Origin of the sequence: Actinokineospora spheciospongiae (assembly GCF_003182415.1) — a bacterium.
Taxonomy (GTDB): domain Bacteria; phylum Actinomycetota; class Actinomycetes; order Mycobacteriales; family Pseudonocardiaceae; genus Actinokineospora; species Actinokineospora spheciospongiae.
The window spans coordinates 341,115-363,906 of sequence record NZ_QHCP01000005.1; the positions used below are offsets into that span (position 1 = coordinate 341,115).

At 71.2% G+C, this 22,792-nt stretch carries 17 protein-coding genes; 8 read left to right on the forward strand and 9 right to left on the reverse strand.

Annotated elements, in window-relative coordinates; genetic code table 11:
* Positions 1-49 precede the first annotated feature (49 nt).
* Positions 50-409, reverse strand: a complete 360-nt coding sequence (locus DFQ13_RS15770) for a hypothetical protein (protein ID WP_146241244.1) — start codon at positions 407-409, stop codon at positions 50-52.
* Positions 410-629: 220 nt separating this feature from the next.
* Between DFQ13_RS15770 and DFQ13_RS15775 the strand changes: the two genes are divergently transcribed.
* Positions 630-1,862: a helix-turn-helix domain-containing protein gene (locus DFQ13_RS15775; protein WP_233438431.1), complete on the forward strand. Its 1,233-nt coding sequence runs from the start codon at positions 630-632 to the stop codon at positions 1,860-1,862.
* A gap of 273 nt (positions 1,863-2,135) precedes the next feature.
* On the opposite strand, the gene DFQ13_RS15780 is transcribed toward DFQ13_RS15775, so the two are convergent.
* From DFQ13_RS15780 to DFQ13_RS15795, 4 genes are all read right to left on the reverse strand, one after another.
* Positions 2,136-4,463 carry a SulP family inorganic anion transporter gene (locus DFQ13_RS15780; protein ID WP_110080342.1) on the reverse strand — a complete coding sequence of 776 codons (2,328 nt, stop codon included), beginning with the start codon at positions 4,461-4,463 and terminating at the stop codon, positions 2,136-2,138.
* Positions 4,464-4,794: 331 nt separating this feature from the next.
* A complete protein-coding gene (locus DFQ13_RS15785; protein WP_110080552.1) occupies positions 4,795-6,450 on the reverse strand; it encodes a glycoside hydrolase family 13 protein in 1,656 nt (551 codons plus the stop codon).
* 57 nt (positions 6,451-6,507) lie between these two features.
* Positions 6,508-7,632, reverse strand: a complete 1,125-nt coding sequence (locus DFQ13_RS15790) for a S1 family peptidase (protein ID WP_110080343.1) — start codon at positions 7,630-7,632, stop codon at positions 6,508-6,510.
* A 134-nt stretch (positions 7,633-7,766) separates the two neighbouring features.
* Complete coding sequence (locus tag DFQ13_RS15795) at positions 7,767-8,609, reverse strand: lysophospholipid acyltransferase family protein (RefSeq protein ID WP_233438432.1); 843 nt, start codon at positions 8,607-8,609, stop codon at positions 7,767-7,769.
* Between the two features lie 142 nt (positions 8,610-8,751).
* Here DFQ13_RS15795 and DFQ13_RS15800 point away from each other — a divergent pair, with 142 nt between their 5' ends.
* Positions 8,752-11,277, forward strand: a complete 2,526-nt coding sequence (locus DFQ13_RS15800; RefSeq protein ID WP_110080345.1) for an FtsK/SpoIIIE family DNA translocase — start codon at positions 8,752-8,754, stop codon at positions 11,275-11,277.
* A 90-nt stretch (positions 11,278-11,367) separates the two neighbouring features.
* Positions 11,368-11,835: a DUF5684 domain-containing protein gene (locus tag DFQ13_RS15805; protein ID WP_181400000.1), complete on the forward strand. Its 468-nt coding sequence runs from the start codon at positions 11,368-11,370 to the stop codon at positions 11,833-11,835.
* Here the strand turns inward: DFQ13_RS15805 and DFQ13_RS15810 are convergent.
* From DFQ13_RS15810 to DFQ13_RS15820, 3 genes are all read right to left on the reverse strand, one after another.
* Positions 11,829-14,933, reverse strand: a complete 3,105-nt coding sequence (locus tag DFQ13_RS15810; RefSeq protein WP_110080346.1) for an NACHT domain-containing protein — start codon at positions 14,931-14,933, stop codon at positions 11,829-11,831. The genes DFQ13_RS15805 and DFQ13_RS15810 overlap by 7 nt on opposite strands.
* 95 nt (positions 14,934-15,028) lie before the next feature.
* The gene (locus DFQ13_RS15815) at positions 15,029-15,481 is read right to left on the reverse strand and encodes a phospholipase (protein ID WP_052021923.1); all 453 of its coding nucleotides are present in this window, start codon (positions 15,479-15,481) and stop codon (positions 15,029-15,031) included.
* A gap of 124 nt (positions 15,482-15,605) precedes the next feature.
* Complete coding sequence (locus DFQ13_RS15820; protein WP_084176358.1) at positions 15,606-16,100, reverse strand: amino-acid N-acetyltransferase; 495 nt, start codon at positions 16,098-16,100, stop codon at positions 15,606-15,608.
* A gap of 153 nt (positions 16,101-16,253) precedes the next feature.
* Between DFQ13_RS15820 and DFQ13_RS15825 the strand changes: the two genes are divergently transcribed.
* Entirely contained in the window at positions 16,254-17,468 is a 1,215-nt protein-coding gene (locus DFQ13_RS15825; RefSeq protein WP_110080347.1) for an acetyl-CoA C-acetyltransferase, read from the forward strand.
* A gap of 54 nt (positions 17,469-17,522) precedes the next feature.
* On the opposite strand, the gene DFQ13_RS15830 is transcribed toward DFQ13_RS15825, so the two are convergent.
* Entirely contained in the window at positions 17,523-18,845 is a 1,323-nt protein-coding gene (locus tag DFQ13_RS15830; RefSeq protein WP_146241245.1) for a lytic transglycosylase domain-containing protein, read from the reverse strand.
* Positions 18,846-19,149: 304 nt separating this feature from the next.
* Here DFQ13_RS15830 and rimO point away from each other — a divergent pair, with 304 nt between their 5' ends.
* The 4 genes from rimO to DFQ13_RS15850 all read left to right on the forward strand — a co-directional run bounded on the left by rimO (position 19,150) and on the right by DFQ13_RS15850 (position 22,521).
* A complete protein-coding gene (gene rimO, locus DFQ13_RS15835) occupies positions 19,150-20,619 on the forward strand; it encodes a 30S ribosomal protein S12 methylthiotransferase RimO (RefSeq protein WP_219994469.1) in 1,470 nt (489 codons plus the stop codon).
* A gap of 167 nt (positions 20,620-20,786) precedes the next feature.
* A complete protein-coding gene (gene pgsA / locus DFQ13_RS15840) occupies positions 20,787-21,326 on the forward strand; it encodes a CDP-diacylglycerol--glycerol-3-phosphate 3-phosphatidyltransferase (RefSeq protein WP_084176362.1) in 540 nt (179 codons plus the stop codon).
* Entirely contained in the window at positions 21,323-21,832 is a 510-nt protein-coding gene (locus DFQ13_RS15845; RefSeq protein ID WP_110080350.1) for a CinA family protein, read from the forward strand. Before pgsA ends, DFQ13_RS15845 begins: the two co-directional genes overlap by 4 nt.
* Positions 21,833-22,062: 230 nt before the next feature.
* Positions 22,063-22,521: a helix-turn-helix domain-containing protein gene (locus tag DFQ13_RS15850; protein WP_110080351.1), complete on the forward strand. Its 459-nt coding sequence runs from the start codon at positions 22,063-22,065 to the stop codon at positions 22,519-22,521.
* Positions 22,522-22,792 lie beyond the last annotated feature (271 nt).

Sequence of the window (22,792 nt, forward strand, 5' to 3'; positions counted from 1 at the left end):
CCGGAAATCGGCTGCCACTCGGCCGGGGGCGTGGGTGCCGTGCACCGGGCTAGCACGACGTCACCGGGATCTGTTCGCGCATGTCCACGACGTCCGAGGTGTTCAAGCGCTTGCCCGACTCCATGACCCGGTATTCCTCCGCGATCACCCGGTCAGGGAATCGCGTGCCCCCGTCCTCCTCGTCCTCACCCACCGAGGCGAGGCACACGTTGAACAATTCGTAGTAACCGGTGTGCGATGCCAAGCGCTCGTCACCCCACCGGGGCAATCCGGCGATGGCTTCCGTCGTGGTCGAGCCGCCCAGGTCCTCGGCGTCCAGCGGCACCTCGGAGAAATCGACGAGATCCCAGTCTTCGATTCGCTTGCCGTCGGTACCGGCGATCTTCAGCAGGAAATAACCGAATCGCATGAACAGCTTCCTTTCAACCACGCGTGTGCGGCCACGGCGGAGCCGGGTGGCGGGCACTTCGCAGGCGTGAGTCCATCAACGTTCCCGATGCTAGGGACCGGGCGCCCGGTGAGGTTGCACAGGAGTTGCACACAGTGGCAGGGTGAACGCGGCAAGTGATCGGTCGCGGGTCCCGCTGGCTCCGGCTCCGGCAGGCGCCCTACCCTGGGCTCGAACGCCAGTGCGGCCCGTCTTCGCCTGGTGCTGCCGGAAGGGGATACCGATGTACGACGACACGGCCCACATCGGTCGGCAGATCGCCACGTTGCGCAAGGCGTCCCGGCTCACCCAACGCCAGCTCGCGGGCAGAGTCAACGTCTCCCTGAGCCTGTTGCAGAAGGTCGAGGTCGGCGACCGCGCCGTGAGCAACGGGCTGCTCTCCGGTGTCGCCCGAGAATTGCGGGTGCCCATCGAGAAGCTGACCGGGCAGCCGTACACCGAGGACCGGAAAGACGACAGCACGCACCGGCAGATCGACGCGATCCGCGCGGTTCTGCGCGGTTACGACCTGCCCGACGAGGTTCCGGTCCGCCCGGTGGCCGAACTCGCCGTGGAGGTGAAAGAAGTCGCTCGACTGCGCGGCGAAGCCCAATACGGAAAAATGGCACTTCGACTTCCGGCCCTGCTGGAGGAACTGACCAGCGCCGCGTACCGCGAATCGGGAACCGAAGTGTGGAACCTGTTGGTCAGCGCCTACCACGCAACACACACCCTGCTGTACCGGCTCGGTTACAGCGATTTAGCCGAAGCTGTCGAACACAAGCTCACCTGGGCAGCGGAACGCACGGGAAACCCGTTGGCGGGCGCACTCGCGCAGTGGACCAGGTGTGTGACCTTCCAGGCAGCCGGAGATTTCACCCGTGGTCTGCGGCTCATGGACACGGCGCGGTCGGAGTTGGACGATCAAATCCGGCGCGATCCGGCTGACGACGCCATCACCGTGTACGGCAGCCTGCACCTGCGGTCCGCCACCCTCGCCTCACGTGCCGGAGATGGCGCGGCCACCCGCTCCCACCTCCAGGCAGCGGGGGATCTGGCGACTAGGATCGGGCAGGACCAGGTGCACTGGGGTCTCACGTTCGGGACGGCCAACCGCGCGACCCACGAGGTCGCGGCGCACGTGGAACTGGGAGATGGCATCGCGGCCATCAAGGCGGCCGAACACTGGCGCGCGCCGCGCTCCATGCCGCGAACCCGTCGGGCGCACCACCACATCGACGTCGCCCGCGCCCACCTCATCAACGACGACCGGAGCGCCGCCCTCCGCTCCCTCCAGGAGGCGCGGCGGATCGCCCCGCAACTGACCCGCCTGCACCCGATGGTCCGCGAACTCACCGCTGTCCTGGTGTCCTTGCACCGGAGGTCGAACCCGGAGTTGAGCAAGTACGCCCACTGGCTGGGCCTGGCAGGCTGATCCGACTCCCGGCACCAGCGCCGGACACGACTCGGCCCCACGAGCAGCGCTCGTGGGGCGGAGTCGTGTCCGGCGCTTTTGTCAGCGGCGGGTGGCCGAGGCGATCACCACGGCGACGGTGGCGGTCAGCAGTTGGCGCAGCAGGCGGTTGCGGTCGCGGCGCCGGTCTCGGCGGGTCGGGTCGGTCATGGTGGGCCACCCCTTCCGGTCCGGGTTCACCCGCTTCATCGCGCGAACCCGGACCGGCGTGACGGGGGTCACCCCATTGGCGGCCTACGTGGTGACCGGTGACCCGTTGGTCGCGGCCTTCGCGGCGTCCACCGCGGGCTCGCCGCCCGCGACCCCGTCTGCGGCCTTGGCCGCCGTGCGCTGCGGCGGGAGGGCCGCCCGGTCACCCGGCATGGGGGTGAAGCGGTCGTCCTCCAGCGACAGCACGGTGCCGGTGGGGATGTCGAAGAACATGCCCACCAGCCGCACGTCGGCGTCGCGGACCTCCGGCATCGAGCGCAGGGTGTCCAGTTGCACGGCCACGTTGACCATGGCGAGCTGGTCGACCTCCGACCAGCCGTCCTCCTCGGCCGCGCGGCCCAGGGGGTGGCCTGCCCGCCACTCGCGGACGCTGGGCTCGGCCCAGCGCAGCCACTGCGCGACCGCGCCGTCGCCCGCCTGGTCGGCCAGGGTGGCCGTCATCGCGCCGCAGCGGGAGTGCCCGCAGACCACGATGGTCCGCACGCCCAGGTTGCCCACCGCGTACTCCACGGCGGCCTGCACCGACTGGTCGTCGGACTCGTTCGGCCGGGGCACCAGGTTGCCCACGTTGCGGATGGTGAACAGGTCGCCGGGGCCGGACGCGGTGATCACGTTCGGCACGATCCGCGAGTCGGCGCAGGTCAGGAACAGCGCGTGCGGGGCCTGCGAGGAGGCCAGCTTGCGCAGTTGCGGCCGGATCACCGACGCGCCTCGGCGGTGGTACTCCCGCGCGCCGACGACCAGCGGGTCGCGCCGGGTCTGCGCGGGGATCTCCGGTTCCCCGGCCTGCCACTGCGACCAGGCCAGGAACGTGCGGGTGCCGACCACCCCGGGGCGCTTGCGCCGGGCGTTGGGGCCGGGGCCGCCGATCTCGTCGACGACGACGGTGCCGCCGCCCGCCACGTGCGTGGTCTTCCAGGTGGCCAGGTGCCCGTAGGCGGCGTGGTCGAGGTAGTCGACCACCAGTTCCACCGTCACGGCGCTGCCGTCGGGGACCTGCGCCAGCACCCGCGACAGCCGCGGCACAGACAGGAAGCTGAGGGTGCCTTCGACGACGACCGAGCGGGTCTCGCGGCCCTCCTCGTCGGGTCCGTCGCCGTCCTCGACCCGGACCCGGGCCCACACGACGCGGCGCAGCATCCCGAACATGGCCACGGCCAGGCCGATGAGCACGCCCTCCAGCAGGTTGAGCATCACCACGCCTGCCACGGTGATCAGGTAGACGTGCAGTTCGCCGTGGGAGCGGGCGGACCGGATGTCGTCCGGGCGCACGAGCTGGGTGCCGATGAAGACCAGCAGACCGGCCAGCGCGGCCATCGGGACCTGCTCGACCAGGCCGACCAGCAGCACGGTGAACAGCAGCACCCAGATGCCGTGCAGGACGGCGGAGGCGCGGGTCCGCGCGCCCGCGCGGACGTTGGTGGAGCTGCGGACGATCACGCCGGTGACCGGGAGGCCGCCGAGCAGGCCGGAGGCCACGTTGGCCGAGCCCTGCCCGATCAGCTCGCGGTCGAGGTTGGAGCGGTGGCCCTCGCGGAGCTTGTCGACCGACACGGCCGAGAGCAGGCTCTCCACGCTGGCGATGACGGTGAGGGTGAACACGCCGAGCGCGAAGGCGCCCCACTGCCCGTTCGGAAGCTGCGGCAGCGCGATCGCGGCGAACGGGGAGTCGGGCAGCTCAACGCGGTTGAGGGTGAGCGCGGCGAGCGAGGAGATGGCGGTGGCGGCGACGATCGCGACCAGCGGACCGGGGACCGCCCGGACGCGCGCGGGCAGCCTGGGCCACGCCACCAGCAGGACGATCACGCCGAGCCCGATGAAGGCGGCGGGGCTGTGCAGGTCGAGTAGCTGCCCGGGCAGCTCGCTGATGTTCTCCCAGGCTGAGGTGCCTGCCGCGCCGCCGAGCAGGACGTGCAGTTGGCCGAGGACGATGGTCACGCCGATGCCCGCGAGCATGGCGTGCACCACGGTGGGGGAGATGGCGAGCGCGGCGCGGCCGATCCGGCAGGCGCCGAGCAGCAGTTGGAGCGCACCCGCGATGACGGTGATCGAGCAGGTGACGGCCCAGCCGAACTGGGTGATGAGTTCCGCGACGACGACGGTCAGACCGGCCGCGGGTCCGCTGACCTGGAGCGCGGAGCCACCGAGGGCACCCGCGACGATCCCGCCGACGACGGCGGCGATGAGTCCGGCCATGACCGGCGCGCCGGAGGCGGCGGCGATGCCGAGCGAGAGGGGTACGGCTACGAGGAACACGACGAGCGAGGCCGGGATGTCGTGCCGGGCGTCTTGACCCAGCCACGACCGCAGGCGGCCGGGCGGGGCGTGGGCGTCGGTGCGTGCAGCACCCATGGGGTACCTCCAGGGATTGTGGTTGTCGGTGCGCCGTTGCACGGAGGGAGAACTACCGTGTGCACATCGTGACGAAGATGACACATGGTGTCCCGTTCGTCGAGTAAACGGATCTTTACCGACCAGGGTTCCACATGGGCAGACCTCTGTCCCGTATTCACCCTAATAGCCCAGTGGAGTGTGGCCGGGCTCTCGAATGAGTAGGAGTCGCCCAGCATCCTCACTGTGTGAAGTTGTGTCGTACAAGCAAAATCCCGGTTAACCGCTCGCGGTTAACCGGGATTCCCGTTGTGCAACAACCACTGACCGAGTGATGGGACGTTCTTTACCTTTACCGTCGGTACACGCGCGCCTCCCACGGACGCAGTGTCGTTCCCCCGTCCGAGTGGCTGCCGAGCACCAAGTGGGCGTCCCACCACGGAAACCCGAGGTCAGGGCGTTGCTCCTTCGGGGAGAAGTTGGCCAGCACCAACAACTCTGTGTCGCGGTGGGAACGCGAGAAGGCGTACACGTTCGGGTCGTCCGGCAGGAGCATGGTGAAGTCCCCGTGCACCACAGTCGGTTCCGAGTGTCTCAATGCGATCAGTGCGCGGTAGTGATGGAACACCGAGTCGGTTTCCGCGCGCGCCGCGGCGGCGTTCACCTCGGTGTGGTTCGGGTTCACCGGCAACCACGGCGTGCCCGTCGTGAAGCCCGCGTTCGGCGAGGCGTCCCACTGCATGGGAGTGCGCGCGTTGTCCCGGCTCATCGCGCGCAAACCGGGTAGTGCGGCGTCGCCCGCGAGCGCGTGGTGGTTCACCGACTCGATGTCGCGGAACTGCGCGGCCGAGGTGAACGGGTAGTTCGTCATCCCCAGTTCCTCGCCCTGGTAGATGAACGGCGTGCCGCGGTGCAGGTGGAGAACGGTCGCCAGCATTTTCGCCGACTCCACCCGGTACCGGCCGTCGTCGCCGAACCGGGAGACCACCCGGGGCTGGTCGTGGTTGTTCCAGTAGAGGCTGTTCCACCCGACGTCCGCCAGCCCGGTCTGCCACCGCCCGAGGGTCGCCTTCAGGTCGCGCAGGTCCAGGCCGGTCCGGTCCCACTTCGCGGGGCCGTGGTCGAGCTGCACGTGCTCGAACTGGAAGACCATGTCGACCTCGGCGCGCGCCGGGTCGGTCAGCAGCCGCGCCTCCTCGACCGTCACCCCGGGCATCTCGCCCACGGTCATCGTGGCGCCCGCCCGGTCCGCGAACACCTCCCGGTGCATCTCCCGCAGGAACTCGTGCAGCCGTGGCCCGTGCAGGTAGTGCGCCGACCCGTCGCCGCCGGGGCCGTCCGGCAGCGCGGTGTCCTTGGAGATCATGTTGATGACGTCCATCCGGAAGCCGTCGACGCCGCGGTCGAGCCACCAGCGCATCATCTCGTGCACCGCCGCCCGCACCTGCGGGTTCTCCCAGTTCAGGTCGGGTTGCTTGCGGGAGAACAGGTGCAGGTAGTACTCGCCGGTCGTCTCGTCCAGTTCCCAGGTGGGGCCGGTGAAGAACGACGTCCAGTTGGTCGGCTCCGCGCCCGGCGCACCCGCGGGCACGCCCTCGCGCGGCGGGCGCCACCAGTACCAGTCGCGCTTCGGGTTGTCCTTGGAGGAGCGCGACTCCACGAACCACGGGTGCTCGTCGGAGGTGTGGTTGACCACCAGGTCCATCACCAGCTTCATGCCGCGCTCGTGCACCCCCGCCAGCAGCCGGTCGAAGTCGTCGAGGGTGCCGAAGACCGGCTCGATGCCGCGGTAGTCGCTGATGTCGTAGCCGTTGTCGTCCTGCGGCGACGGGTACACCGGCGAGAGCCACAGGACGTCCACGCCCAGTTCGGCCAGGTAGTCCAGTTTCGACTCGACGCCCCGCAGGTCACCGACGCCGTCGCCGTCGGAGTCGGCGAAGCTGCGCGGGTAGACCTGGTACACCACAGCGCTCTTCCACCAGGGGTCGGTGCTCTCGGGGAGGCTCATGGCGCCCATGCCACCACGCCGGTCCGGACCCGGCAAGGGCCCGGACCGGCGCGGGGTTCACGCGGTGTGCAGGGTCAGGCCGTAGCGCTGGAGGATCTCGTTGACCGGCTGGAACCAGGTCTGCCCGCCGGAGGAGCAGTTGCCCCAGCCGCCGGAGGTCACGCCCTGGGCCTGGTCACCGCTGAGGAACGAGCCGCCGGAGTCGCCGGGCTCGGCGCAGGCGTTGGTCCTCGTCGCGCCGTGGAACGCGCCCTGGGCGTAGTTCACCGTCTCGTTCTTGCCCAGGACCGTGCCGCAGTGCCAGTGCGAGGTGGAACCCGAGCGGCACACCGAGGCCCCGACCGGCGCCTCGTTCGACCCGCGCACGAGTTGGTCGGACACCTGCCCCCAGCCGATCACCACCGGCACGGTCCACCAGCCGCCGCCGGTCCGGATGAAGGCCATGTCGTCGCCGGGGAACTGCGAGGCGGCGAAGTTGCCCAGGTACGAACCGTCCCAGCCGGTGGTGGAGCTGCCCGCGCCGCCGCAGTGCCCGGCGCTGACGAATCCACCGTGGACGGAGAAGCCGATGGAGCAGCGGGTGTTCCCGTTGATGTGGTAGGGGTCGCCGCCGACGGTGCCCGCGCTGAGCGTGGTCGGCTTCGGTCCGGGTGCGACGGTCAGCGGCGCCACCCGGCCCGCCGCCGCGAGGAAGGCGTCGACGTCGGCGCCCGGGGTGTTGACGCTGACCCGCACGCTCCCGGTCCTCGGGTCGGTCCGCCAGCCGGAGACGCCCGCGGGTGCGCCGGTGGGGAGCGCGTCCACGGCGGCCTTGGCGGCGTCGAGCCGGGCCGCGCTCGTGGTGGCGGTCGTGGTCTCGGCCCCGGTGGCCCGGACGGCGCCCGCGCGGGTCTGGTCGGTCAGCGCCACGACGAGCACGCCGCGCGCCGGGTCGAACCACGAACCGCCGTACGCCGCCCCGGCCGCCGCCTTGGCCGCGGGCTCGACCCGGGCGGCGGTGTCCTCCTGCGCCAGCCGGGTCGCGGCCTGCTCGGCGGTGAGCCCGAAGGCCCGCTGCACGGCGGGGACGAGCCCGGGGGACAGCTCCGGTGCGGCGTGCGCGGGGGACACCGCGCCCGCCGCCAGGAGCCCGGACAGCAGCAGGCCGGACGCGCTCGCGCGCATCACGAGGGATCGCTTCATGGAATTGTCTCTTTCCTCAGCGGGGGAGAGGAGGGAGAGCGCGCTCACCACCGAGGATGGTGAATTGTTGGCCAACCCGTCAAGGCTTGTCGACGGATTGGACCAGACCAATCAGGTCGAGGGGCGAACGGCCCCTACCCGCGCGGGGGAGCGGGCGGCCGCCACGGGCTCCGACCGGTGGTGGGCCGGGTCGGGTCGTGGAACCGCGCCTCGTCCGGCTCGTCCGCCCGCAGCGGCACCAGGTCCGCGGTGATCGCCTGCATGATCCGGGTGTGCGCGCGCATCGCGTCGCCCGGCTTGCCCGCCGACAGGTCCGACAGGTCCACCTGACCGCCGAAGTGCACCTTGAACACCGGCCGGTTGCGCACCGCGCGCAGGAACGACACCACCAGCGGCTTGACGTCCTTCCACCCGGACACGGTCTCGCTGCCCCAGTACACCGCCTCGTGCGCACCCCACTGGCTGATCGTCACCACCGGCACGCCGCCGCCCAGCGCCATCCTGGCCACCCCGGTCTTGCCCTTCTCCGGCCACATGCCCGGCTCCAGGGTCACCCGGCCCTCCGGGTACACCAGCAGCGGCACCCTCGCCGTCTTGAGCGTCTCCACGGCCCGGCTGAACGCGTCGATCACGTTCGCCTTGCCCCGGTCGACCCGCAGGTGGCCGCTGCGGCGCAGCAGCGGGCCCAGCACCGGCGCGTCCATCAGGCCCGCGGTGAGCATGAACCGCGGCAGGAACCCCTGCCCCTTCGCCGCGGCCATCAGCACGAACGGGTCGAACATGCCGATGTGGTTCGCCGCGACCAGCACCGGTTTGCCCAGCAGGTGCTCCGGGAAAGCGCCGCTGACCTCGACCCGGCCGACCAGCCGGACGAACGCGCGGTCGACGGCGTTGAGCACCCGCCAGATGTTCGGTGTGTCCGCGACCGCCTTCTCCCGGCGTGTCGCCTCGTCACTGCCCCCGGTCAGCGCAACCATGGGCGAGAGCATGGCACGGCCCAGGTCACCGGGGCCGGCCAGGTCCGCGCTGCCCGCACCCCGGTGCTCACGGGGCGGGATGTGCGCGTGTTGCCGCGGTGATGTCCGGGGCTGGAGAGGTCCGGGCGACTAGCCTGGGGTCATGGCGAGCCGCTCCACGACCCCCAAGAACTCCACGACCGGCCGGGCGCGGTCGTCGGCGGGCGGCACCCGCAAGACCCCGGCCAAGGCGCCCGCGAAGGCGCCCACCCGCACCGCGGCCAAGACCCCCGCCCGGTCCGCGGCGAAGGCACCCGCCAAGCGCGCCCCCGCGCGCGGCAAGGCCGCCCCGCCGCCGAGCAGGGGCGCGTTCGCCTCCGCCTGGGGCGTGCTCGCCAAGGGCGTCGGCTCCCTGGCCCGCGCGATCGGCCGCACCAAGGAACTCGACCCGGCGCACCGCCGCGACGGCATCGCCTTCGGGCTGATCGCCCTCGGCCTGGTGCTCGGCGCCGCCGTGTGGTGGCGGGCAGCGGGCATCGTCGGTGCGGGCCTGGAGATCGGTGTGCGCACCGTGTTCGGCGCGCTGGCGACCATCGTCCCGCCCGCCCTGCTGGCCGTCGGGGTGATCCTGATGCGCTCGGACCCGCAGCCGGAGAAGCGGCCCCGCTACGCCGTCGGCGCGCTGCTGATCTCGCTGGCGCTGCTGGGCGTGCTGCACGTGTTCGCCGGGATGCCCGAGGACAACCACGGGCGGATGTTCGCCGGTGGCGCGCTCGGGTTCTTCTCCGGCGGCCTGCTCGCCAAGGGCGTCACCGCCTGGGTCGCGGTGCCGGTGCTGTTCCTGGTCCTCGGCTTCGGCGTGCTGGTCTTCACCGGCACCCCGGTCCGCGAGATCCCCACCCGGCTGCGCGAGCTGGGCCGCCTCCCCGACGACGAAGACCTCGAAGACCGCCACGTCGGCATCGACGAACTCGACCTCGGCGACCCCGACCCGCTCGCCGAGCCGCCGCTGCGCCCGCGCAAGCCCCGCGGGCGCAAGGCCGCCGAGGAGGCCGAGGGCGCCCAGCCCACGCTGCCGCTGGACGCCCCCGCCGAACCGGTCCGCAAGCGCCCGGTGCCCCGGGTCGAGGAGACCCCGCAGGTCACCGAGGCCCCCCGCGACCCGGACAGCATCACCGTCACCCGCGTCGTCGACGGCGACTACCGGCTGCCCGACCCGTCGGTCCTGACCGCGGGCGACGCGCCCAAGACCCGCAGCAAGGCCAACGACGCGATGATCGAGGCCATCACCGGCGTCCTCGACCAGTTCTCCATCGACGCCCAGGTCACCGGCTTCACCCGCGGCCCGACGGTCACCCGCTACGAGGTCGAGCTCGGCCACGGGGTGAAGGTCGAGAAGATCACCGCGCTGACCAAGAACATCGCCTACGCGGTGGCCACCGACAACGTCCGGCTGCTGGCGCCCATCCCGGGCAAGTCCGCGGTCGGCATCGAGGTGCCCAACGCCGACCGCGAGATGGTCCGCCTCGGCGACGTGCTGCGCTCCACGACCGCCCTGTCCGACTCCCACCCCATGGTGGTGGGCCTGGGCAAGGACATCGAGGGCCACATGATCACCGCGAACCTGGCGAAGATGCCGCACCTGCTGTGCGCGGGCTCCACCGGTTCCGGCAAGTCCAGCTTCGTCAACTCCATGCTGGTCTCGCTGCTGGCCAGGGCCACCCCCGACGAGGTCAGGATGATCCTGATCGACCCGAAGATGGTCGAGCTGACCCCGTACGAGGGCATCCCGCACCTGATCACGCCCATCATCACCCAGCCGAAGAAGGCGGCGGCGGCGCTGACCTGGCTGGTGGAGGAGATGGAGCAGCGCTACCAGGACATGCAGGCCAACCGGGTCCGCCACATCGACGACTTCAACAAGAAGGTCAAGACCGGCGAGATCAGCGCCCCGCCCGGCAGCGAGCGCGTGTACCGCCCCTACCCGTACATCCTGGCCATCGTCGACGAGCTGGCCGACCTGATGATGACCGCCCCCCGCGACGTCGAGGACGCCATCGTCCGCATCACCCAGAAGGCCCGCGCGGCGGGCATCCACCTCGTGCTGGCCACCCAGCGCCCCTCGGTCGACGTGGTCACCGGCCTGATCAAGACCAACGTCCCGTCCCGGCTGGCGTTCGCCACCTCGTCGCTGACCGACTCCAGGGTCATCCTCGACCAACCCGGCGCCGAGAAGCTCATCGGCATGGGCGACGGCCTCTACCTGCCCATGGGCGCCTCGAAGCCCGTCCGCGTCCAGGGCGCGTACGTCAGCGACGAGGAGATCATGGCCATCGTCGCCTTCACCAAGGAACAGGCCCAGCCCGACTACACCGACGGCGTCACCGCCGCCAAGGCAGGCGAGAAGAAGGAGATCGACCCCGACATCGGCGACGACCTGGAACTGCTGGTGCAGGCCACGGAGCTGATCGTCACCTCCCAGTTCGGCTCCACGTCGATGCTCCAGCGCAAGCTCCGCGTCGGCTTCGCCAAGGCCGGTCGCCTGATGGACCTCCTGGAGACCAGGGGCGTCGTCGGCCCCTCGGAGGGCTCCAAGGCCCGGGACGTCCTGATCAAACCGGAAGAACTCGACGGCGTCCTGTACGAGATGCGCGGCGGCGGCCCGGTCGAGGTGTCCGATGAGGACTGACGTCTCGAACGGATAACGACCCACCCGGCACGCGGCACGCCCACGGGTCCGGGAGCGACCAACAGTCGCACCCTCCTGAAAGGACCCGCCGTGGCCCAGTACGACGTCCCCACCTACCCGACCACCGAATTCCCGTGGGGCGCCCTCATCGGCATTCTCGCCGTCACCGCGGTCTTCGCCGTCATCGGCATCGCCGCGATGTGGAAGATCTTCACCAAGGCGGGCGAACCCGGCTGGGCGGCCATCGTCCCGATCTACAACACCATCGTCCTGCTCAAGATCAGCGGCAAGCAGACCTGGTGGCTGATCATGTTCTTCATCCCGGTCGCGAACATCGTGTTCATGATCCTCACGCTGGCCGGGCTGTCGCGCTCGTTCGGCAAGGACGCGGGCTTCACGGTGCTGCTGGTCCTGCTCCCGTTCATCGGCTACCCGATCCTGGGCTTCGGCAAGGCGGCGTACGTGGGCCCGGGTGGCATCCCGAGGCGCTATGCCGACTACACGCAGCAGGGCGGCTACCACCTGCCGCAGCAGCACGGGTACCAGCAGGGCTACTGACGCCCTCCGGTCACGGTGATGTTCGGCCCGAGCTCGTCCAGCCCGGTCGCCTCCAACCCGCGCAGGTGGACCGCGACCGGCTGTTCAAGAACGGCAAGCGGAGCCAGATCGATCAAACCGCGGCCTGACAGGACCATTTCCTCCAATACTCGGGCATGCTGCACCAAGGTCATGTCCTGACCTGCTTCGATTTGAACCACGAGATGTCGAATATTTGGAACCAGAGGCAGGATCGACTCCAAGGCCACAGTTCTGGTGATGGTCAGATTTCGGATGCTTGGTGATTTGACCTTTCCGAAATTGAGGTCGGGTAAGGCCCCCAGGATGAGGTGGCGGAGTTTGGGAAGTGCCATCGCCGCAGAGGCGTCTTTCAGGTTGGCGGCACTGTTGATACCGAAATAGGCCAGCTTGTTGAGCGTGGAGACGAACTCCAGTGTTCGCGCTCGAGGTCGTGTCAGGAAGAGGAATTCGAGTTCAGGAAGTGATTGAAACACCTCAAGGCCGGTGGTTTCATGTTGCGAACCACCCTGCAATAAGAAGAAGCGTAGCTGCTGCATCTTGTGCAGCGGAGCCAAGTCGACGTCCGGGTGCTCGGCTGCGAAATCGATGCGGAGGGAGGTCAGTCGTTCGTCCACGCCCAGGAAGGACAAATCTTGCCGGTGGTTGGTGATTTGAACACCGTAGGTCTTGAGATGCCTCAACGCGTGCAGGTGCTGCACGTGGTCTGCCGATTGGATTTCGATGTGACCATGGATCAGCGGAGTGTCTGCCAAGACTTCTTTCGCGTAGCGCTCCGGGCTGGAGAATTTCCATCCACCCGCGATTTCTCCCTGGACTTCAAGTCTCGGATCGAGGGCATATCTGCTCAGCAGTCGTAGTGCTTGTGGGCTGCCCACCAAAGCGGCAGATCTCACGCATGCGGCAGCGGATGCGGCGGAGATGCTCGACAGGTCCGTGGGCAGGTGCCGAAGGGCCCGGTCGCCCAAGGTCGACAAAGATCGAGCTTCGACCGAGCGCCTGGGGGGAAACAGGGTTTTCAGGGTGGTATCCAGGCGTGCCGCAGTGTCCTCGTCCAGGGTGTGCGCAGTTTCCAGGCAGCCCGCCGCGACCAAGCGGAGTTTGCGGGAGTGGCGCGGCTCTGCGGTGGCCCGGTCGAGAATGGCGTCGATGATCTCTCGACGGACTGGGACCGCCGCGTGGCCCACACCCATGATCACCGTCTCGCGCCACTGTTCCAGGTGCGCCTTCTGTACCAGCACCTCGCCGTAGTGCTCCTCGGCCGCGTACTTGCCCGCCAGGTACTCCTGGAATGTCCGGTGCACGAAGTCCACCCGCCCCGGCACTGGCTCCCGCAGCAGACCACTCCGCTCCAGCAGATGCTCCAGCATCTCCCCGGCCTCGATGCCCTGCGCATGCGGAACACGGCGGATCGCCGCCCCGATCTGGTGCACCGCCTCCTCCACCTTCGCCTCTGAGCGGGCGCACAAGGTGAGCCACCAGGCCAGGTACTGGAGGATGGTGACCTTCGCCGATCCGCTCAGCAGGATCTCCGATGGAATCTCCCGTTCAACGTCCCGGCGCTCCAGCAGCAGGTCCAAGGCCGCCGCGTACAAGCGCATCCGGTCCGGCGGCAGGTGCTTGCGCCGGTCCAGGTTCAGCGCACACAGCATCGCGCACAGCAGCGGCGTGGCGGCCAGCGTGCGCAGGTGGCGATTGCCCTCCAACTGCCGCAGCAGGGCCGCCTCGTACTCGCCCAGTTCCTCCACCGGGCAAGGCAGCACACCGGTTTGCCGGGCAGCCGCGTGCCAGCGCCGGGTGAACTCGGCGATGTCCGCCGGGGTCATCGGCTCCAGGTCAAGCTCCTGGAACCCCAGTTCGGTCAACCACCGTGGTTTGGCCGCCGCCGGACGCGAGGTGACCACGACCTCGGTGTGCGGGTAGGCCACCAGCAGGTCCGCCAGCCAGCGGCGGACCCGAGACCTCCGGTCGGCGCGGAGCTCGTCCACGCCGTCGACCAAGAGAACCGCACGGCCGTTGACGAACTGACGGGCTGCCCACGCCGTCGGTTCGAAGTCCGCGACCGGTGCCGCCGCCGCCGCGATCAAGCCGCTCAGTTGGGGCAGGTTCCCGTCGGCGAAGCTGCGGAGGCGGACCAGGAAGGGGACCTTGCCGTTCCACGGGGCCAGTGGGCCGGTGAAGCCCGCCCGTGACGCCGTCACGGCGATCCACTGGAGCAGGGTCGTCTTGCCCGAGCCCGCTGTTCCGCGCAGCAGGGTGCGCCGGGCACCGGCCAGGGCCTGCTCGACCCGGACGCCTTCGGTGCGCTGGTGGTCGAGGATCGGCAGCCACTCCTCCTTCGGAGCCGCGCCGGAGACGGTCAGGCTCAGGTAGGCCACGCTGACCGACGTCCGGGGGCGGTACTGGCGGACGTCGATGCCGAACATCTCCAGTTCGTCCAGCGCCTCGCTCAGGAACCCCAGGTACCGCCGCGCGAAGTCGTCGTCCAGTGTCGTGCCGTCCGGGGCGGTGAGGCTGGGGCGGGGGAGGCGGTTGAGGACTTCGCCCACCGAGTCGGCGAGGTCGCTGACCCTGCTCAGCAGTTCCGTCAGCGCGCGGGGCTGGAAGGCCGGGAGTTGGGTGATGACGCTGACCAGGCAGGCGCAGGTTTCCAGCAGCACCAGGTCGAATAGGGCGACCGCGTCGGCGGACAGGCCCGCCCGGCGCGTGGCGTCGGGGACCTCGGACCTGATGCGGCGCACCAGTTCGGCCGGGTCCAGGTCCGCGCTCAGGAGCAGGGTGTCGGTCAGGTCGACGTCGCACAGCGTGTCGATGACGGCGTCCAAGGCGGCTTGGCGTTCGTGGTCCGGGAGGCCCCTCAGTTCCGTGTGCAGCGCCGGTTCGAGGCGTTGGGCGACGCGGTCGCCGATGTCCTCGAGCTGGCGGGACAGCTTGCGGCGGGTGAAGCCGTCCGCCGCCCCGGGCAGCGTCAGGTCGGTCAGCGACGCCGTCCGTTCGACCTTCTTGCGGCGGTCGCCCAGCCAGGCCTTGGCGGCGTGGGTGGCGACCAGTCTGCCCAGGGTCAGGGCGATCTCAAGCACGCCTCGATGATGCCCGGTCCAGGTGAGCCCGTGGGTGTGATCGGGCGACACGACCGGCGGTGACCGGGGCCGGGGCCCCGGTCACCCGGGCGACCTCAGCTATTGCCGAACTGGCGCACGGCCGTGTAGTACACGTCGGCGGTGCGGTTGCAGGACCAGTTGCCCGCGCAGATCGTGTACAGGTCCGACTTGAAGTTGTTGTCGATGCGCAGGCGGTTGTCCTCGGTGAACCGGCCCTGCTTCTTGTAGTTGCGGTACCCGAAGTCGTGGCGGTAGCAGGCCTTGACGAAGTTGAAGCCGAAGGGGTTGTCCGGGGAGTTGGAGCAGCCGTCCGACGACCAGTCGAGCTGGCTGGCGTACGGGCGGTTGGCCCGGGTGGTCTGGAAGGTGTTCAGGCTCTGGCTGAACAGGTAGCTGTCGGTGGTGCTGCGCAGTTGGGTGGCGCTGAGGTCGGCGGACGCGGTGCCCGCGCCGACGACCAGGGCGCAGGCGGCGGCGACGGACGCGACGACACCGCGGGAGGCACGACGCAGGGTGGACGTGGCCACGGGGTTCTCCTGGGGGAGTGGGGAAACGGCCCGTCATTCATCCCACCGCCGCCCCGGCGCGGGGTACCCCGCCGGACCCCACTGTGTGTGCCGGACCGCCCCTAGAGCGGGTTTGAGGGGTGCTTCAGAGCTTCAGCAGCATCCTCGTGTTTCCCAGGGTGTTGGGCTTGACGTACTCCAGGTCCAGGAACTCCGCGACACCCTCGTCCATCGAGCGGCGCATCTCCTCGTAGACCTCCGGGCTGACCGGGGTGCCGTCGATCTCGACGAAGCCGTGCCGGGCGAAGAACTCGGTCTCGAAGGTCAGCACGAAGATCCGCGCCAGGCCCAGCTCGCGGGCGACCGCGATCAGCCGGTCGGCGAGCAGGTGCCCGACACCCCGGCCCAGCGCCTCGGGGCGCACGGCGATGGTGCGGATCTCGGCGATGTCCTCCCACAGGACGTGCAGCGCGCCGCAGCCCATCAGCTCGCCGTCGATCTCGACCACCCAGAACTCCTGGACGTCCTCGTACAGGGTCACCGTGGGCTTGGCGAGCAGGACCTTGCCGACGTAGGCGTCGATGATCTTCTTCATGGCCCGGACGTCGGTGGTCTTCGCCCTGCGCACAACCGGTCTCATCCCCGGGAATCTAGTCCCGCCCCTCCGGTCCGTCGCGCCGGGACCGGCACCGGCGCGCGACACCGTGTGGCACAGCACATCGCCCGATCGGCCCCGGCGGGGCAGGCTGGGGACCCCGGTCCGCCCGGCCGGGCGGGGAGTGGAGGAGCAGCGATGCGCCAGGCAGTCATCTGCGAGCCGGTCCGCACCGCGGTCGGCCGGTTCGGCGGTGTGTACACCGGTGTGCCGGTGACCGAGTTGGCCGCGACCGTCATCCGCGAACTGCTCGCGCGCACCGGCGTCGACCCGGCGCTGGTGGACGACGTCGTGTTCGGCCAGTGCCACCCCAACGGCGAGGCGCCCGCGCTGGGCCGGGTCGCCGCCCTCGACGCCGGGCTGCCGGTGGGGGTGCCCGGCACCCAGCTCGACCGGCGCTGCGGCTCCGGCCTGCAAGCGGTGCTCGACGCCGCCATGCGGGTGCAGACCGGCGCGGCCGACGTGGTGGTCGCGGGCGGCGCGGAGAACATGAGCCAGGTCGAGTTCTACTCCACGGCGATGCGCTGGGGCGTCAAGGGCACCGGCGTCGAGCTGCACGACCGGCTGGCCAGGGCGCGGGTGACCGCGGGCGGGGTGAACTTCCCGGTCGACGGCGGCATGGTCGAGACCGCGGAGAACCTGCGCCGCGAGTACCGCGTCTCCCGCACCGCGCAGGACGAGCTGTCCGCGCGGTCGCACCAGCGGGCCGTGGCCGCGATCGAGGCCGGGCGCTTCGCCGAGGAGATCGTGCCGGTGGCGGTGCCGGGCAAGCGCGGCAAGCCCGCCACCCCGGTCGACCGCGACGAGCACCCGCGCGCGGACACCACCACCGAGACCCTGGCCGGGCTCAAGCCGATCATGGGCAGGCAGGACCCGGGGGCCACCGTCACCGCGGGCAACGCCAGCGGCCAGAACGACGGCGCGGCGGCCTGCCTGGTCACCACCCCGGAGAGGGCCGCCGAGCTGGGCCTGCGCCCGCTGGCCAGGCTGGTGTCGTGGGCCGCCGCAGGCGTGCCACCGCACCTGATGGGGCTCGGCCCGGTGCCCGCCACCGCCAAGGCCCTCGACCGCGCGGGCCTCACCCTCGCCGACGTGGACCTGGTGGAGCTGAACGAGGCGTTCGCCGCCCAGGTCCTCGCCGTGGCCGCCGAGTGGGGGCTGACCGAGACCGACTGGGACCGCGTCAACGTCAACGGCTCCGGGATCTCGTTGGGCCACCCGCTCGGCGCGACCGGCGTCCGCATCCTGACCACCATGCTGCGCGAGCTGGACCGCCGCGGGGGGCGGTACGCGCTGGAGACCATGTGCATCGGCGGCGGGCAGGGCCTGGCCGCGGTGTTCGAGCGGGTCTGAGACGCCGAGAGCCGCCCCGGGGTCCGGGCGGCTCTCGGCGTGCGGGTCAGCGGGTCACTTCATCCACGGGACCCAGACCGACCAGTCGTACCAGTCGGTGCCCGGCAGGGGCGGCCGCGTGGTGGTCGTGGCGGGCGGCCTGGTCGTTGTGGTCGGGGGCCGCGTCGTCGTGGGCGGCCGCGTGGTGGTCACCGGCGGCGGCGTCGCGGTCGGCGGCTTGGGGGCCGTGGTGACCGGGGGCTTCGGCGCGGTCGTGGTCGGCGGCTTGGGCGCGGTGGTGACCGGCGGGACCGGCAGCCCGGGGACCGGGACCTGCACGCCGGGGACCTGCACCCCGGTGCCCGGCACGGTGATCGGGGGAACCGCCACGCCACCGGTGCCGCCGGGGGTGTTGCCCGCCTGCGGGACCACGGTGGTGCCCGCGGCGGCCAGCGGCGCGATCGGGCCACCGCCGCCCGCCAGGATGCTGCCGGGACCGGGCGCCTGCGGGTTCGCCCCGGGCGGGGGGACGACCGCGGGCGGCTGGGTGACGCCCTCGGCGTAGGTGCCGACCCAGGCCAGCACCGACCGGACGTAGCTGTCGGAGTGGTTGTAGCGGAAGATCGCCCGCGCCTGCTGGGTCGGGTCGGACATGTCCGTGCCGCCCGCGCACAGGTAGCGGGCGGCGGACACGGCCGCGTCGTAGAGGTTGTTCGGGTCGGCCGTGCCGTCGCCGCTGCCGTCGGTGCCGTAGTAGGCCCAGGTGGCGGGGATGAACTGCATCGGGCCCACCGCGCGGTCCCAGGTGCGGTCGCCGTCCCAGCGGCCGTCGTCGGTGTCGGCGATCGCGGCGGTGTCGACGCCGTCGAGGACCGGGCCGAGGATCGGGGTCAGGGTGCGCCCGGAGGCGTCGACCGCCCCGGAGCCTGCGTGGCCGGACTCGATCCGGCCGATCGCGGCCAGCACGGTCCACTGGACCTTGCAGCCGGGCTGGGTGGCCGCGAGGAGCTGCTGGGCGCGGGCGTAGGCGCGCATGGCGACCTCGGGGATGCCCGCCTGGCTCAGGTCGATCCCGGCCTCGGGGCCGGGCGGCGGCACGGCCTGCGCGTCGGCGACGGCGGCGAGCACCTCGGGGCTCAGGTCGGAATCGGCGGGCATCGAGCCGTCGACGGCGAGCACGCTCACCGAGGCCGACACCGGCACGGACAGCTCCGGCGGCACCGCGTCCACGCCGGACCCGGCCAGGCCGGGCAGCGGGACGCCGTCACCGGTGGAGACCACCAGCACGACCGCGACCGGGACGACCACCGCCGCCGCTGCCGGAATCCTGCGCTTCTTCCGGTGTTTACCTCTGCTGGACATGCCCTTGCCGCTCCCCTCCATGGTGAACCAGGACACTGTGCACCATCACAGCGCGTATTCGTAGTTCCGATCCAGTCACGCGCGGGAACCCGACCGTGTCCAATAGCTCACCCGATCGTATTTTGTCCTCCGCAGACAACTCCCGGCGGGAGTCGATCACCCCTCGTCTCGGAACCGCTCATCGCGCGCGGCAACCGCGCCCCAGCAGCGCGCCCGCCCGGTGAGCACGCCCGATTCCCGCTCCCGGCGCGGGGGATGGCACCATTGCCCCGACGGCCGGTGGCGTTGACCAACCCCAACGCCCCGGCCGTCCTCGTCACCCGGCGGTTACCCTTTGGTCGTGTCTTCTCCGTCCACGTCACGTCGTGTCGCCATGCTCACCCTCGGTTGTGCCCGCAACGAGGTCGACTCCGAAGAACTCGCGGGCAGGCTGTCGGGCGGTGGGTGGGAACTGGTCGACCTCGACGGCGGCGCCGACGCGAGCCCCGACGTGATCGTCGTCAACACGTGCGGGTTCGTGGAATCGGCGAAGAAGGACTCGGTCGACACCCTGCTCGCCGCCGCCGACACCGGGGCCAAGGTCGTCGCGGTCGGCTGCATGGCCGAGCGCTACGGCACCGAACTCGCCGACAGCCTCCCCGAGGCCAGCGCCGTGCTGGGCTTCGACCACTACCCGGACCTGGCCGAGCGCCTGGGCGAGGTGGTCGCGGGCCACGCCGTCGCCTCGCACGTGCCGGTCGACCGGCGCACCCTGCTGCCGATCAGCCCGGTCGAGCGCCAGGCCGCCTCGGCCGAGGTCGCCGTCCCCGGGCACGCCTGGGGGCCGCGGATCGAGCGCAAGCGCCTCGACGACGCCCCGGTGGCCTCCCTCAAGATCGCCTCCGGCTGCGACCGGCGCTGCTCGTTCTGCGCGATCCCGTCCTTCCGCGGCTCGTTCGTCTCCCGGCTGCCCGAGGAGATCCTCGCCGAGGGCGCCTGGCTGGCCGCCCAGGGCGTGCGCGAGGTGGTCCTGGTCAGCGAGAACTCCACCTCCTACGGCAAGGACCTCGGCCGCGAGCACGCCGGGGAGCGGGCGCTGGAGGCGGTGCTGACCGGCCTCGCGGCCATCCCCGGCATCGACCGCGTGCGGGTGTCCTACCTGCAACCCGCCGAGACCCGGCCCAACCTGGTCCGCGCGATCGCCACCACGCCCGGCGTCGCCGACTACTTCGACATGTCCTTCCAGCACTCCAGCGAGACCGTGCTGCGCCGGATGCGCCGCTTCGGCGACACCGACTCGTTCCTCAAGCTGGTCGGGCAGATCCGCGAGCACTCGCCAGCCGCGGGCATCCGCAGCAACGTCATCGTCGGCTTCCCCGGCGAGACCGAGGCCGACGTGGCCGAACTGGTCCGGTTCCTCACCGAGGCCCGGCTCGACGCGGTCGGCGTGTTCGGCTACTCCGACGAGGACGGCACCGAGGCGGAGAACCTCCCCGACAAGCTCGACGCCGACACCGTCGCCGCCAGGGTGGCCCGGATCTCGGCGCTGGCGGAGGAGCTGACCACCCAGCGCGCCGAGGAGCGGATCGGCTCCGAGGTGGTCGTGCTGGTCGAGCGCCCCGACTCCGAGGACGAGGACTGCGCGGGCCGCGCCGCCCACCAGGCCCCCGAGGTCGACGGCGAGTGCGTGTTCGTCAGCGGCGACTCCCTCGACGTCACCGACCTCGCCGTCGGCGACCTGGTCCGCGCGCGCGTGGTCGACTCCGAGGGCGTGGACCTGGTGGTCGAACCGCTCGAGGTGCTTCCGCGCGTCGCCCCGGACTCGCCGTGAGCGCCGCGGCGACCGGGGGCCCCGGGGAGGCGGTGGAGGGTCCGGAGTGCACCGAGTCACCCGCGGGACCCGCCGACCTCGCCCAGCCGGTCGCCGCGGCCGTGCCGGAGCACCACGCGCCCGCCCTGCCGGAGCCGACGCAGGTCCCGGTGCTCAACATCGCCAACATGCTCACCGTGTCGCGGCTGCTGCTGGTGCCGGTGTTCCTGGCGGCGCTGTTCACCGAGGACGGCGCCGACACGTTCTGGCGGCTGGTCGCCTGGGCGATCTTCGCGGTCGCCTCGGTGACCGACCACATCGACGGCAGGCTGGCCCGCAAGCACGGGCTGATCACCGACTTCGGCAAGATCGCCGATCCGATCGCGGACAAGGCGCTCACCGGCTCGGCCCTGGTCGGGCTGAGCCTGCTCGGCGACCTGCCGTGGTGGGTCACCCTGGTGATCGCGGTCAGGGAGATCGGCGTCACGCTCCTGCGGTTCTGGGTGATCCGGCACGGGGTGATCCCGGCCAGCCGCGGCGGCAAGGCCAAGACGCTGGCCCAGGTCCTGGCGATCGGGCTGTTCCTGCTCCCGCTGCCCGCCCTGTTCGTCCCGTTCAACTGGACGGTCATGGGCATCGCGGTGGCGCTCACCGTGGTCACCGGCGTCGACTACGTCATCCGCGCGATCCGGCTGCGCGCCAGGGGCAAGCGCGCCCTGGTCACGTGACCGGGCTCGGCCTGCTGCCCGGCCTGCCCCCCGAGCCGGTGGCCGCGGTCGTCGCCGCGCTGCGCGCCCGGGGTGAGACGGTCGCCACCGCCGAGTCGCTGACCGGCGGCCTGCTGACCGCCGCGCTGACCAGCGTGGCGGGCTCCAGCGCCGTCGTCCGCGGCGGCCTCGTCGTCTACGCCACGGACCTGAAGGCGACCCTGGCCGACGTGGACGCCGACCTGCTCGCCGAGCGCGGGCCGGTGGACCCGGACGTCGCCGTCGCCCTCGCCGAGGGCGCGCGGCTGCGCTGCGCGGCCACCTACGGCGTCGGGCTCACCGGCGTCGCCGGGCCCGGCCCGCAGGACGGCAAGCCGGTCGGGACGGTGTACGCGGCACTGTCCGGACCGGACGGAACGCTGCTGTCGTCGCCGGTCGCGACGGGTGGCCGGGAAGAAGTTCGCTCGGTTGCCGTGCGTGCCGCCCTTGACCTGATCGCCCGTGCGGTCGGTACCCTTTCCGGGTGAGGACCCGTTCACTGTCGGTGGCGTTCCGCGCGCGACGCGTGTGGGACGCGGGCGTGGTACCCCGGGAACATTCCGGGTTCACCACTCGTTCGCTCTTGGCGGACTACCCGTGAAGTCGCTGCGCTGTGTCGGTGCCTCTCGGTAACGTTGTCTGTGTGACAGCCAGGTGCGGTTCCCGCTTCGACCGGGGGCGGCGCTCGGACTGAGGTCCCGAGGAAGGGAGGTGCGCGATGACCGTGCTGTTGCGCGAGGCGATCGGTGATCGGCTCCGACACGCCCGCACCAACCAGCAGCGCACGCTGCGGGAGGTCTCCCGCTCCGCGCGGGTCAGCCTGGGCTACCTCTCGGAAGTCGAGCGGGGCCGCAAGGAGGCGTCCAGCGAGCTGCTGGCGGCCATCTGCGACGCCCTGGAGCTGCCGCTGTCGGAGCTGCTGCACCACGTGGCGTCCGACATCAGCGCGCTGACCTCGGTGGAGGACGGCGTGCCGCAGCGGGTCGGCGCCGAGCCGGTGGAGGCCGTGGACGCCGCCAAGGGGCCCGCGGGTCCCCGCGCGTCGGCCGAGGGCGGCAGGCTGGTGCCCGCCGTCGTCGGCGAGAACCTGGCCGACCTGCGGTTGCAGCCCGTGCTCTCGCACCGGCTCGACACCACGCTGGGCGGCGCCAGGGCCGGGGCGGTCTTCGCCGCCTGACCCCCACCCCAGAGCACCGGCGCAGGCCCGGGCACCCGCACGCGGCGGGCGCCCGGGCCTGCGCCGCACCCGCCACGTCTCGGTTCGGCGTGGATTCCCGCGTTCGACCCGGCCGCGCGCCGATCATCGGGGACAATCGTCGGCGTGCCAGGACCGGGGCGACCCCGAGGTGGGCCCGTGTTCTCAGGGTGATCCCTGAATTACGCCGGGTCCGGTGGAACGGTCCCGGCGCACCTGACACGATGGAACGCACAGCCACGGTGGAACCCAT